At 62.0% G+C, this 13,068-nt stretch carries 10 protein-coding genes; all 10 read right to left on the bottom strand.

Annotated features, from left to right (window positions below):
* The 10 genes from ACR52_RS09245 to ACR52_RS09200 all read right to left on the bottom strand — a co-directional run bounded on the left by ACR52_RS09245 (position 1) and on the right by ACR52_RS09200 (position 12,927).
* Positions 1-621 (bottom strand): TetR/AcrR family transcriptional regulator, encoded by a 621-nt coding sequence (locus ACR52_RS09245; protein ID WP_048723262.1) that lies wholly within the window; start codon positions 619-621, stop codon positions 1-3.
* A 27-nt stretch (positions 622-648) separates the two neighbouring features.
* Positions 649-2,331 (bottom strand): class II poly(R)-hydroxyalkanoic acid synthase, encoded by a 1,683-nt coding sequence (phaC, locus tag ACR52_RS09240; protein ID WP_048723259.1) that lies wholly within the window; start codon positions 2,329-2,331, stop codon positions 649-651.
* An 88-nt stretch (positions 2,332-2,419) separates the two neighbouring features.
* Complete coding sequence (phaZ, locus tag ACR52_RS09235; RefSeq protein WP_048723257.1) at positions 2,420-3,265, bottom strand: poly(3-hydroxyalkanoate) depolymerase; 846 nt, start codon at positions 3,263-3,265, stop codon at positions 2,420-2,422.
* Positions 3,266-3,429: 164 nt separating this feature from the next.
* Positions 3,430-5,109, bottom strand: coding sequence for a class II poly(R)-hydroxyalkanoic acid synthase (gene phaC, locus ACR52_RS09230; RefSeq protein ID WP_048723256.1), 1,680 nt, complete (start codon positions 5,107-5,109; stop codon positions 3,430-3,432).
* Between the two features lie 249 nt (positions 5,110-5,358).
* Complete coding sequence (locus ACR52_RS09225; protein ID WP_048723254.1) at positions 5,359-5,736, bottom strand: gamma-butyrobetaine hydroxylase-like domain-containing protein; 378 nt, start codon at positions 5,734-5,736, stop codon at positions 5,359-5,361.
* Between the two features lie 149 nt (positions 5,737-5,885).
* On the bottom strand, positions 5,886-7,223 hold the full coding sequence (gene hslU, locus ACR52_RS09220) for an ATP-dependent protease ATPase subunit HslU (RefSeq protein WP_048723252.1): 1,338 nt from the start codon (positions 7,221-7,223) through the stop codon (positions 5,886-5,888).
* Positions 7,224-7,261: 38 nt separating this feature from the next.
* The gene (hslV, locus tag ACR52_RS09215; RefSeq protein WP_017738857.1) at positions 7,262-7,792 is read right to left on the bottom strand and encodes an ATP-dependent protease subunit HslV; all 531 of its coding nucleotides are present in this window, start codon (positions 7,790-7,792) and stop codon (positions 7,262-7,264) included.
* 256 nt (positions 7,793-8,048) lie between these two features.
* Positions 8,049-8,750 (bottom strand): SPOR domain-containing protein, encoded by a 702-nt coding sequence (locus ACR52_RS09210; protein WP_048723249.1) that lies wholly within the window; start codon positions 8,748-8,750, stop codon positions 8,049-8,051.
* Position 8,751: 1 nt separating this feature from the next.
* A complete protein-coding gene (argS, locus tag ACR52_RS09205; RefSeq protein ID WP_048723247.1) occupies positions 8,752-10,488 on the bottom strand; it encodes an arginine--tRNA ligase in 1,737 nt (578 codons plus the stop codon).
* Positions 10,489-10,707: 219 nt separating this feature from the next.
* A complete protein-coding gene (locus tag ACR52_RS09200; RefSeq protein ID WP_048723246.1) occupies positions 10,708-12,927 on the bottom strand; it encodes a primosomal protein N' in 2,220 nt (739 codons plus the stop codon).
* Between the last annotated feature and the right edge of the window lie 141 nt (positions 12,928-13,068).

Here is a 13,068-nt window from a genome sequence, read left to right as displayed (position 1 = left end):
TCAGACCTGGTCGTCCAGATAACGCAGCGCCAGCCGCTCGGTCGCCAGCCGCGCCGGCAACAACAGGTGCGGCGCCACCAGCATCATGATCTGGTACACCACCACCCGCACTTCACCTTCACGGTCGAGAATCCGCTGGTAATCCAGGGAAAACAGCAGGGTCATGGTGATCTGTTCCACCAACTGCCCAAGTGCCTGGGTGTCGCTGACCAATTGCCCCGCCGCCTTCAGCCGTGCCAGCAATGAAGCCAGGGTGCGCTTGAGTGCCGTGAGCAGGTTGCGAATACCCTTGGCGAGTTTTGGCAGACGCCCGGCCAGGTTCGACAGGTCCTGGAACAGAAACCGGTAATGGGCCATACGCTCGACGATCAGGTGCAGGAACAGCCAGTAATCCTGGGCCTCCAGTTGCGCGTCCGCCGGTGGGTCGAGCAGGGGCGCCAGTTCACATTGAAAGCGCTCGAACAGCCCGAGCACCAACGGCTCCTTGCCATGGAAGTGGTAGTAGAGGTTGCCGGGGCTGATCCCCATTTCATTGGCCACCTCCATGGTCGAGACGTTCGGTTCGCCCTTGCGGTTGAACAATTGCAGGGCACATTCAAGGATACGGTCGCGGGTCTTCATCCAGTCTTCTTAATCTGATCGTCGAGCTCAGCGCACCCGCACGTAGGTGCCTGGCGCCGCTTCCATTGGAGGGTAATTCTGGTTGCCCAGGGCGGTGAGGGTTTCGCGTTGTACGCCCGAGCGTTGCTGGATCCACTCCAGCCACTGTGGCCACCAGCTGCCTTCGACGTGGTTGGCGTCGTAGTACCAGGCGCGCGGGTCGCTGCTCAGCTTGGGGTTTTCGACGTAGTTGGCCTTGGGGTTGCCTGGCGGGTTGAGGATGCTCTGAATATGCCCACTGTTGGACAGCACGAAGCGTCGGTCGCCACCGAGCAATTGCGTGGAGCGGTACACCGCGTCCCACGGCGTGATGTGGTCGTTGATCCCGGCCACGCTGAAGCTGTCCACCGTGACCTTCTGCAAGTCGATGGGCGTGCCGCACACCTCCAGGCCGCCGGGATGGCTCAGGGGGTTGTGCTTGAAGAAGTCCAGCAGGTCGCCATGCAGCGCGGCGGGCAAGCGCGTGTTGTCGTTGTTCCAGTACAGGATGTCGAACGCGGGCGGCTCTTTGCCCAGCAAGTAGTTGTTGATCCAGTAATTCCAGATCAAGTCATTGGGGCGCATCCAGGCGAACACCTTGGCCATGTCGCGGCCGTCCAGCACGCCTTGCTGATAGGAGCGGCGCTTGGCGGCTTCGAGGGTTTGCTCGTCGGCGAACAACATGGCGGGGCTGTCGATCTGACTGTCCAGCAGGCTCACCAGGTAACTGGCGCTGGAGATACGCCGCAGTTGGCGCTTGGCTTGCAGATGGCCCTGTAAGGCAGCGATGGTCAAGCCGCCGGCACACGCGCCCATCAGGTTGACTTCGCGGGCGCCGGTGATCGCCCGGCACACGTTGAGCGCTTCCTCCAGCGCCGCGACGTACGTGGACAAGCCCCATTCGCGGTGCCGCACGTCCGGGTTGCGCCAGCTGACCACAAAGGTTTGCAGGCCGTTTTTCAGCGAGTATTGCACAAAGCTGTTGGCCGGGCTCAGGTCGAAAATGTAGTACTTGTTGATTTGCGGCGGCACGATCAGCAGGGGCTTGGCGTACTGCTTTTCGCTCATGGGCTTGTACTGGATCAACTCCAGCAGTTCGTTGCGAAACACCACCGAACCTGGCGTGGTGGCCACTGTCTTGCCGACTTCAAAGGCCTGTTTGCTGACCTGGCGTGGCAGGCCATTGTTGTGCAGCAGGTCGTCGAACAGGTTGCTCACCCCGCGTACCACGCTGTTGCCGCCGGAGTTGAGCAGCTCCTTGATCGCCAGCGGGTTGAGCAGGGTGTTGGAGGGTGAAACCGCATCGTTGAGCAGGGAAAAGGCAAACTGCGCACGGGCCCGGTCGTCAGCGCTCAGCGAGCTGTCTTCAATCCAGTGGCGGGTCTGTTTCTGCCAGCTCAAATAGGCTTGCAGGCTACGCCGGTAGAGCGGGTTGAGGGTCCAGGTGGGATCGACGAAACGGCTGTCGTGGGGGTTGGGTTGATGCACGGTCTCACCCAGCAGCACGCGGCCCAGTTGACCGCCCAGGGCCAGGGCATGGCGGGCGGTATGCACCGGGTTGCGCAGGCCGTGGGCTGCGACGCTGCGCAGGGTCGACAGCAAATCACGACCGCGCAGGCCGGTGATCGCGCTTTGCGCATTGATAAACGCGGCGGGGGTGGGCGCCGGGTTCGTCACGGGTCTTTCTCGCATGAGTCAACACTCCTTCGTCAAACCATCAACGGGCACGCCAATCCAGAACCATAGTCGGTTCTCGGCAAGTTGCGCGGCGGTGCAGTCCTTACATCGCCGGTCGCGGGTGAATCACCGCCCGCAGGCGCTCCTCCTCAAGGAATTTCATGATGATCGGTGCTACAGCTTCTGCCCGGGTGATCAGGAACAGGTGGCCGTCATCGATGATGTGCAACTGAGCGTTGGGAATGCGCCAGGCGAGCATGCGCATGTTGATCAACGGGATCAGCGGGTCGTCGTCCCCTGCCAGCACCAGCGTGGGCTGGCGGATCTTGTGCAGCCAGTGGATGCTGGTCCAGCCCAGCCCGGCGAACAGCTGCCAGTAGTAGCCCAGCTTGCCGACCGAGCGCACTTTGCTCGCGTGTTCGGCGGCGAGTTTCGAGTCGCGGCGAAACGAGCCGCCATAAATCATCGGCGCGATGCGCACCACGTGGGACGGTTGGATGTAGCGCCTGGGGCTTGCCATCAGCCACAGCACCTTCGGCTTGCCCGGCACCATAAAAGCCCCGGCCGCAGTGGCGGCGAGGATCAGCTTCTTGCAGCGCTCCGGGTAGTCATAGGCGAATTGCTGCGCCAGTGCGCCGCCCCACGACACCCCCACCGCGTTCACCTGGCCATAGTCGAGGTAATCGAGCATGCGCGCGGTCAGTTTGGCCAGGCCGGGAAAGCGATACGGCCGCTTGGGCGTGGACGAGCCGCCGACGCCCGGCACATCGAAGGCGATCACTTCCAGGTCCGGGTCCAGTGCCTGGACGAACGGAAACACTAGCTCAAGGTTGGCGCCGATGCCGTTGAAGATCAGCAGCGGCGTCAAGTGAGGCTTGCCCGGTCGTACCGCCGTGCGGATGGCTTGGCCATCCAGGTCGATGGTGCGGAAGATGAACGGTTGCGGCATGCTCAAGCCCTGTGAAGTGTTACAGCTGGAATGCACTCCAAATGTGGGAGGGGGCTTGCTCCCGATGGCAGTGTGTCAGTCAGCACGTCTGATACTGACACACTGCCATCGGGAGCAAGCCCCCTCCCACATTTGATCCCATTTCAATCCAAAAAAAGTGTGTTCTAGCGTTCGTGTACATACGTCCCCGGCGCTGCTTCAGCTGCTGCGTAAGTCTTGTTACCCAAACTCGTCGGCGCCTTCTTCAACTTCCCCGCCCGCTCCGCCTGCCACACCTGCCAATGCAGCCACCAGGAATCGGTGTGCTTGGTCGCATTTTCCTGCCACTCCAGCGCCTTGCCCGCCATGCTGTCGCTGGTCTGGTAACGCGCCTTGGGGTTGCCCGGCGGGTTGAGAATGCTCTGGATATGCCCGCTGCTGGACAGCACAAACTCCACCTTGCCGCCAAACAGCTGCGCCGACTTGTAGCACGACTGCCACGGCGTGATGTGGTCGTTGGTGCCCGCCAGGGAGTAGATGTCGGCGGTGACCTGCTTGAGGTCGATCGGCGTGCCGCACACCTCCAGGGCGTTGGCGCGTACCAGCGGGTTGTTCTTGAACAACTCGATCAGGTCGCCGTGGAAGGCCGCCGGCAAGCGCGTGGTGTCGTTGTTCCAGAACAGGATGTCGAACACCGGCGGCTCGTTGCCCAGCAGGTAGTTATTGACCCAGTAGTTCCAGATCAGGTCGTTGGGGCGCATCCACGCAAACACCTTGGCCATGTCGCGGCCTTCCAGCACTCCGGCCTGGTAGGAATGGCGCTTGGCCGCTTCCAGGGTCTGCTCGTCGACAAACAGCGCCACCTGGGTGTCCAGGGTGGTGTCCAACACGCTCACCAGCAGGGTCAGGGCGTTGACCTTCTTCTCGCCCAGCGCCGCGTAATGGCCGAGCAGGGCGGTACAGGTAATGCCGCCGGAGCAGGCGCCAAGCATGTTGATGTCTTTACTGCCGGTAATCGCCGTGACCACATCGACCGCTTCCTTGAGCGCCTCGATATAGGTCGACAGGCCCCACTCTCGCTGGGCCTTGGTCGGGTTGCGCCAACTGACGATAAAGGTCTGCTGACCGTTACGCAGGCAGAAGCGCGCCAGGCTTTTTTCCGGGCTCAGGTCGAAGACATAGAATTTGTTGATCTGCGGCGGTACCACCAGCAGCGGGCGTTCGTGCACCTGTTCGGTGATCGGCTTGTACTGGATCAGCTCCAGCACGTCATTGCGAAACACCACTGCGCCTTCGGTGGTGCCCAGGCTCTTGCCCACTTCAAAGGCGTCCATGTTGACCTGGCTCGGCATGCCGCCGTTGTGCACCATGTCCTTGGCCAGGTGGGACAGGCCGTCGAGCAGGCTTTTGCCGCCGGTTTCAAAGAAGCGTTTGACCGCCGCCGGGTTGGCAGCGCTGTTGGTCGGGGCCATGGCTTCGGTCATCAGGTTGATCACGAAGTGGCCGCGGCTGATGTCCTGCGCCGACAGGTTGCTGTCGCCGATCCAGTCGTGCAGTTCCTTGCGCCACGCCAGGTAGGTTTGCAGGTAACGTTTGTAGAGCGGGTTCTGGCTCCACGCCGGGTCGTGAAAGCGACGGTCGTCGCCTTCGGGTACCAGCTTCGATTTGCCGAACATCACGTTCTTCAATTCGACGCCAAAGTGGGCGACGTGCTTGACGCTGTGCAACGGTTGCTTGATGGCTTGGGTCAGCACCATCTTCGCCGAGGCCAATAAATCCTTTTTTCGTAACGCGATGATCGGGTTCAGCCCCAGGGTGTTTTCCGAGGCCTGGCGTTTCAAGTCATCGTTATTCTTGTTACTCATCTACGACGCTCCATTGTCCGAAAGACGAGTACCGGGTACCGCTGTGCACCCCATTTCGATACACAACACAAGCCTGGTACTGCGACTCGGGTGACCGTTGATACCGCATCGTCAAATGCAGGGAACTTGCCAGTTCCATTGGTTACCCGAGTTTAATTTTTTTCGCAAGCGGGCCAGTCGTTGGCCGCGAGACAGGGCATTCAAACAGATGAAATTAGAAAATGCCCTCTAAAGAGCGAGAGGCCTGTGCTAGAGCATCAGCCGCACGACTGACTGGCTTGGATCGCGGGTTTTGCCGGCGGCCTTAAGCTCGGCAAGATAATCGGCCCACAGTGCTTCCTGACGCACGGCCAGTTGGTAGAGGTAGTCCCAGGTGAACAGCCCGCTGTCATGGCCGTCGTCGAAGGTCAATTTCAGTGCGTACTGACCGGCCGGTTCTATCTTGGTCAGGCCGACGTTGAGCTTGCCGAATTGCAGGATCGGTTTGCCGTGGCCCTGGACCTCGGCAGAGGGGGAATGCACGCGCAGGAATTCAGCGGGAAGCTGGTAGACCTCGTCGGGGCCGTAGGTCAAGCCGAGGGTCTTGGAGGCTTTGTGCAGGTTTACAGCGGTAGGAAACTTGGCCATATGAGGTGCTCTTGAATAAACCGGCTTAAAAATGTGGGAGGGGGCTTGCCCCCGATTGCAGTGGGGCAGCTATAGATAAGCTGACTGATCCACCGCTATCGGGGGCAAGCCCCCTCCCACATTTGAAGCAAAGCAGTTCTGTGTGAGGCTTACAGAATATACCGCGACAAGTCTTCGTTCTGCGCCAATTCGCCCAGGTGGCTATTGACGTACTCAGCGTCGATCTTGATCGACTCGCCATTCTGCAAACCCGCCATGTCGCCGGCGCTGAAGGACACTTCTTCCAACAAGCGCTCCAGCAGGGTATGCAGGCGACGGGCACCGATGTTCTCGGTCTTCTCGTTGACCTGCCAGGCGATCTCCGCCAGGCGCTTGATACCGTCCGGCAGGAACTCGATGGCCAGGCCTTCGGTTTTCAGCAGCTCACGGTACTGCTCGGTGAGCGAAGCGTGCGGCTCGCTGAGGATGCGCTCGAAGTCGCCCGGCGTCAGTGCCTTGAGCTCCACGCGAATCGGCAGGCGGCCTTGCAGCTCCGGCACCAGGTCGCTTGGCTTGCTCAGGTGGAAAGCACCGGAGGCGATAAACAGGATGTGGTCGGTCTTGACCATGCCCAGCTTGGTGTTGACCGTGCAGCCTTCAATCAACGGCAGCAGGTCGCGTTGTACGCCTTCGCGGGATACATCGACGCCGCCGGAGTTACCGCGCTTGGCCACTTTGTCGATCTCGTCGATAAACACGATGCCGTGCTGCTCGACCGCCTCCAGGGCCTTGGCCTTGAGCTCTTCCTCATTGACCAGGCGCCCGGCTTCTTCGTCACGCACCAGTTTCAGCGCGTCTTTCACCTTGAGCTTGCGGCTTTTCTTCTTGCCCTTGCCCATGTTGGCGAACAGGTTCTGCAACTGGCTGGTCATTTCTTCCATGCCAGGCGGTGCGGAGATGTCGACACCAGAGACTTCGGCGACTTCGATCTCGATTTCCTTGTCGTCCAGCTGGCCTTCACGCAGGCGCTTGCGGAACAGCTGGCGGGTGTTGGAATCCGAGGACGGCGCGGCGTCTTCGTTGAAACCCATGCGTGCCGGTGGCAGCAGGGCGTCGAGGATGCGCTCTTCGGCGGCGTCTTCGGCGCGGTGGCTGACCTTGGTCATTTCCTGTTCGCGCAGCAGTTTCAGCGCGGCATCGGCCAGGTCACGAATGATCGACTCAACGTCACGGCCGACGTAGCCGACTTCGGTGAACTTGGTAGCTTCGACCTTGATGAACGGGGCATTGGCCAGCTTGGCCAGGCGCCGGGCGATCTCGGTTTTACCGACGCCGGTCGGGCCGATCATCAGAATGTTCTTCGGCGTTACTTCAACGCGCAGTTCTTCGGGCAGTTGCATCCGGCGCCAGCGGTTACGCAGCGCGATGGCAACGGCGCGCTTGGCATCGTCCTGGCCGATGATATGGCGATTGAGTTCATGGACGATTTCGCGGGGAGTCATGGACATAGTGTTTGGCGGTCCTCAAGCGGGAATAAGCCTACGGCTTACTCGGCGAGGTCCTGCTCCTCAATGGTCAGATTGTGGTTGGTGAACACGCAGATATCGCCGGCGATACCCAGGGCGGTCTCGACGATTTCCCGGGCCGACAGGTCGGTTTTCTTCAACAGTGCGCTGGCCGCCGCTTGTGCGTAGCCACCGCCGGAACCCATGGCGATCAGGCCGTTCTCGGGCTCAACCACATCGCCGTTACCGGTGATGATCAGGGACGCGTCTTTGTTGGCGACCGCGAGCATGGCTTCGAGACGGCTGAGGGAGCGGTCGGTGCGCCATTCTTTGGCGAGTTCGACGGCGGCGCGTACAAGGTGGCCCTGGTGTTTTTCCAGCTGGCCTTCAAAACGCTCGAAGAGGGTGAAGGCGTCGGCGGTGGCGCCGGCAAAACCTGCGAGAACCTGGCCGTGGTACAGGCGACGCACTTTTTTCGCGTTGCCTTTCATCACGGTATTGCCCAGGGAAACCTGGCCGTCGCCGCCCATGACGACTTTGCCGTGGCGACGTACTGAAACGATGGTGGTCAAGGGGAGAGTCTCCACGCAGCGGGGCGAAAATGCCCTGATGGAACTCATATGGGGGTGGTGGGGGGGATTTCAACCGTAGGGGTTTATGGCGGACGAGTGGTGTTTATCGGTCTGACACACTTTCGAGAACACCCAAAAACCAATGTGGGAGGGGGCTTGCTCCCGATTGCGGTGTATCAGTCGCTGAAAATATTGACTGATCTACCGCTATCGGGGGCAAGCCCCCTCCCACATTTTGATCGGCGTTGAGCGTGAATCAGCGGCTCTGGCGTTGTTGTAACAACAGGTTGCTAAACCCTGCGCCAGCGAGCTGTTTCTGTGCCACGGTCAGCTGTTCGCGGTTGCTGAACGGCCCCACCAGTACGCGGTACCAGGTCGCTTCCTTTACCGTGCCGGATTCCACCGTCACCGCCTGGCCCAGCAGAATGATCTGCGCTCGCACGCGATCCGCATCCGCCTGTTTCGGGAACGAGCCCGCTTGCAGGAAAAACTTGGTCACCGGCGCCGCCTTGGTGGCAGCGACCGGTGGCGGCGGTGGCGGGGTGATCCCGGCCAGTGCAGCCTGGGCCCGTGCGGTGTCGATTTTCGCAGCTTCCGCCGGCGTCACCGGGGTAGTCGGGACTTGCGGCGTCGGCAGGGTTTTCTCCGGCACGGCGTCGGGCGGCACGATCACCTCCGATTCCGGCAGCAGCGTGTAGAAGTCGTATTTGGGCTTCACCGGTGCGGTCGGGCTCGGAGCGGTCTTGTTGGCTTCGGCCATTCTCGAGGCTTTCTGCTGCTCCTGTTTGACGCGTTTGACGTCATCGCCCTGGCCCGGGTCCAGCTTCATCAGGAACACGATAAATGCACCGACCGTGAGGCCGATCGCCATCCATAACCAGCCCGGAATAGGCTTCTTCGCCGGTGCCTGGTAACGGCTCGCGCCGCGCTTGGGTGCAGGTTTTTTCTTGGCAGCCAACTTACATACGCTCCAGAGTTTCCAGGCCCAACAGTTCCAGGCCTTGCTTGAGGGTCCGTCCAGCCAGCGCGGCGAGGCGCAGGCGACTCTGCTTCTGGGCTTCGTCGTCGGCGGTGAGGATCGGGCAGTTCTCGTAGAAGCTGGAGAACAGACCGGCGACTTCGTACAGGTAGGTGCAGAGGATATGCGGCGTGCCTTTCTCGCCGACGCTGTTCAGCACTTCGCCGAACTGCGCCAGCTTGGCCGCCAGTTCCTGCTCCTGTGGTGCCTCAAGGTTGATCTGGCCCTGGACTTCGCTGAAGTCCTTGCCCAGCTTGCGGAACACGCCCGCCACACGGGTGTAGGCATACAACAGGTACGGCGCGGTGTTGCCTTCGAAGTTGAGCATCAGTTCGAAGTTGAAGCTGTAGTCGCTCGTGCGGTGCTTGGACAGGTCGGCGTATTTCACCGCGCCAATCCCCACCACGCGGGCGATGTTGCGCAGGTCGGCGTCGGCCAGTTCCGGGTTCTTTTCCTTCACCAGGTTGTAGGCACGTTCCTGGGCTTCGTTCAGCAGGTCAATCAGCTTCACGGTGCCGCCGTCGCGTGTCTTGAACGGGCGGCCATCGGCGCCGTTCATGGTGCCGAAACCCATGTGTTCCATGTGCATCGGGTGGGTGACGAAACCGGCGCGGCGCGCCACTTCGAACACCTGCTGGAAGTGCAGGGCCTGGCGCTGGTCGACGAAATACAGTGCGCGGTCCGCCTTGAGCACGCCACTGCGGTAGCGCACGGCCGCCAGGTCGGTGGTGGCGTAGAGGTAGCCGCCATCGGCCTTGACGATGATTACCGGCAGCGGGTCGCCGTCGGCGGTCTTGAATTCTTCGAGGAACACGCACTGCGCGCCGTTGCTTTCGACCAGCAGGCCCTTGGACTTGAGGTCGTTGACCACGTTGATCAGGTCGTCGTTGTAGGCGCTTTCGCCCATCACGTCAGCCATGGTCAATTTGACGTTGAGCAGTTCGTAGATTTCCTGGCAGTGGGACAGCGAGATCTCGCGGAAGCGACCCCACAGCGCCAGGCATTCGGCGTCGCCGGCTTGCAGCTGGACCACCAGGCCACGGGCACGGTCGGCGAACTCTTCGGATTCGTCGAAGCGCTTCTTGGCGGCGCGGTAGAAGTTCTCCAGGTCCGACAGCTCGTTGCTGGTGATCGGGTTTTCCTGCAGATAGGCCATGAGCATGCCGAACTGGGTGCCCCAGTCGCCGACGTGGTTCTGGCGGATCACGGTGTCGCCGAGAAATTCCAGCACCCGCGCCACGCCGTCACCGATGATGGTCGAACGCAGGTGGCCGACGTGCATCTCTTTGGCCAGGTTGGGCGCCGACAGGTCGATGACCACGCGCTCCGCCGGGCCGGCCTTGCGCACGCCGATTTTTGCGTCGGCGAGGGCGGCGTCCAGGCGCGAAGCCAGGGCCTGGGTGTTCTGGAAGATATTGATAAAGCCCGGGCCGGCAATTTCGGCCTTGGTGACGCTTTCGTCCGACGGCAGCGCGGCGATGATTTTTTCCGCCAGGTCGCGCGGCTTCATGCCCGCAGGCTTGGCCAGCATCATCGCGATGTTGCTGGCGAAGTCGCCGTGGGTCTTGTCGCGGGTGTTTTCCACCTGGATCGCCGGCGTCAGGCCTTCAGGCAACACACCTTCGTTGACGAGTTGGGTGAGGGCTTGTTGGATCAGCTGGCGAATGGTGTCTTTCATGGTGTTCTCTTTCGACCGCAAGCGGCGGCGCGCGATGCGCAGGTGGAAAAACTGGGTATTATCCGTGGCGAGGGCGGGCTTGCCAACCTTCGTCGGACCTTCACGGACGATTAACCTGTGGCGAGGGAACTTGCTCCCGCTGGAGTGCGAAGCGCTCCCAAAAACCTTGGGGCTGCTGCGCAGCCCAACGGGAGCAAGCTCCCTCGCCACAAGGGTTATCTAATATAAATCGACCGGGTCTACATCCAACGACCATCTCACTTGGCGACCGCCGGGCATTTGCTCCAGCGCAAGTAACCAGCTGCTTAATAGCCGATGCAACGGTGCCCGCGATGTCGCCTGCAAGAGTAGCTGAGCGCGATAACGCCCGGCGCGGCGCTCCATGGGCGCAGGCACCGGGCCGAGCAATTCGATGCCGGTCAGCCCCAGTTCGCCGAGCAAACGTTCGGCGGCGCTGCAGGCTTCATCCAGAAAACCTTCGGCCTGCCCCGGTTTATGGGCCTCGGCGCGCAACAGCGCGAGGTGCGCAAAGGGCGGCAGCCCGGCGGAGCGGCGTTCACTCAAGGCCTGTTCGGCGAAGGCAAAGTAGCCTTGTTCTGTCAGTTGAATCAGCAAAGGGTGGTCGGCCAGGTGCGTCTGGATGATTACCCTGCCCGGTTCTTCGGCACGCCCGGCGCGGCCTGCGACCTGCACGATCAGCTGCGCCATGCGCTCGCTGGCGCGGAAATCCCCGGAGAACAATCCACCGTCGGCATCCAGGATCGACACCAGGGTCACCCGTGGAAAGTGATGCCCTTTGGCGAGCATCTGCGTGCCCACCAAAATGCACGGCTGGCCTTTCTGGATAGTGGCAAACAACTGGTTCATCGCGTCTTTTCGCGAAGTGCTGTCGCGGTCGACCCGCAGCACCGGGTAATCGGGGAACAGAATGCCCAGGCGCTCTTCCGCGCGCTCGGTGCCCGCGCCCACTGGCCGCAGGTCGACTTTGCCGCATTGTGGGCAGTGGCGTGGCACGCGTTCCACATGGCCGCAGTGATGGCAGCGCAACTCGCCGTGGCGCTGGTGTACGGTCATGCGCGCATCGCAGCGCTCGCACTCGGACATCCAGCCGCAGTCATGGCACAGCAGCGTCGGCGCGAAGCCCCGGCGGTTGAGGAACACCAGTACCTGCTGGCCGGCGGCGAGAGTCTGGCCGATGGCTTGCTGCATCGGCCCGGAAATACCGCTGTCCAGCGGACGACTTTTTACGTCCAGGCGCAGGAACCGTGGTTGCTTGGCGCCACCCGCGCGCTCATTTAAGCGTAGGAGCCCGTAACGGCCGGTGTAGGCGTTGTGCAGGCTTTCCAGGGATGGTGTGGCGGAGCCCAGTACAATCGGGATGTCTTCCTGGCGCGCCCGCACCAGCGCCAGGTCGCGGGCGTGGTAGCGCAGGCCTTCCTGCTGTTTATAGGAGCCGTCGTGCTCCTCGTCGATGATGATCAGCCCGGGGTTTTTCATCGGGGTGAACAGCGCCGAACGGGTGCCGATAATAATGTCGGCCTCGCCATCCCGCGCCGCCAGCCAGGACTCCAGGCGCTCACGGTCGTTGACCGCCGAGTGCACCAGGGCGATGCGTGCGTTGAAGCGCTGTTCGAAGCGCGCCAGGGTCTGCGGGCCGAGGTTGATCTCGGGGATCAGCACCAGCGCCTGTTTGCCGGCCTGCAGGGTTTCGCGAATCAACTGCAAATAGACTTCGGTCTTGCCGCTGCCGGTGACGCCGGCCAGCAGGAATGCGTGGAAGCTGTCGAAGCCGGCACGAATGGCTTCATAGGCGGCGTGTTGTTCGGGGTTCAGCGGCAATTCCGGTTGGGCCAGCCAGTGCTCGTGGCGCGGGTCGGGGGCGTGCTTGCGGATTTCCACCTGCACCAGGCCCTTGGCCAGCAGCAGGTCGAGGCTGTCCTTGCTCAGCATCAGCTTGCTTAATAGCTGATGCGCGACGCCATGGGGGTGCTGGGCCAGGGTCGCCAGGGCTTCACGCTGGCGCGGGGCGCGGGCGATTCGCGGGTCGTCGAGGCGTGCGCCGGGCACCGTCGACCAGAAGCGTTCCTGGCGCGCTTCAGCCAGTTCACCCTGACGCAACAGCACCGGTAGCGCCCAACTCAAGGTGTCGCCCAGGCTGTGCTGGTAATACTGGGAGGTCCACAGGCAGAGCTTGAACAGCGCGGGTGGCAGTGGCGGCGTGATATCCAGGATGGCCACGGCCGGTTTGAGTTTTTCGGCAGGCACTTCGCTGTGGTCGGCAACTTCCACCAGGATGCCGATCATCTCCCGGCGCCCGAACGGCACGCGCACGCGCATACCCGGCTGCAATTGCGCCCGCAGCACGCCGGCCGGGGCCCGGTAGTCGAACAGGCGGCGCAGAGGCGAGGGCAGGGCTAGGCGCAAAATGGCGTCGGGCACGCGGGGGGTCTCATATAAAGGCAGGCGGTGGCGCAGGGGCGGGAGCCTAGCAGACAGGGGAAGGCTTGGGGTAGCCGATAGTTTTCTGATGAAAGGGGCTTTTATGTGGGGAAACGGCGGGAGGCGGAGCTTGCGCGATTA

This window comes from Pseudomonas fildesensis (genome assembly GCF_001050345.1).
GTDB lineage: Bacteria > Pseudomonadota > Gammaproteobacteria > Pseudomonadales > Pseudomonadaceae > Aquipseudomonas > Aquipseudomonas fildesensis.
This window is presented reverse-complemented; position numbering and strand designations above follow the sequence as displayed.

Excerpts from the sequence above, each read along its gene's own strand:
- phaC (WP_048723256.1), bottom strand. The coding sequence starts at position 5,109 with ATGAGTAACAAGAATAACGATGACTTGAAACGCCAGGCCTCGGAAAAC.
- argS (WP_048723247.1), bottom strand. The coding sequence starts at position 10,488 with ATGAAAGACACCATTCGCCAGCTGATCCAACAAGCCCTCACCCAACTC.
- hslU (WP_048723252.1), bottom strand. The coding sequence starts at position 7,223 with ATGTCCATGACTCCCCGCGAAATCGTCCATGAACTCAATCGCCATATC.
- ACR52_RS09245 (WP_048723262.1), bottom strand. The coding sequence starts at position 621 with ATGAAGACCCGCGACCGTATCCTTGAATGTGCCCTGCAATTGTTCAAC.
- phaC (WP_048723259.1), bottom strand. The coding sequence starts at position 2,331 with ATGCGAGAAAGACCCGTGACGAACCCGGCGCCCACCCCCGCCGCGTTT.
- phaZ (WP_048723257.1), bottom strand. The coding sequence starts at position 3,265 with ATGCCGCAACCGTTCATCTTCCGCACCATCGACCTGGATGGCCAAGCC.
- ACR52_RS09225 (WP_048723254.1), bottom strand. The coding sequence starts at position 5,736 with ATGGCCAAGTTTCCTACCGCTGTAAACCTGCACAAAGCCTCCAAGACC.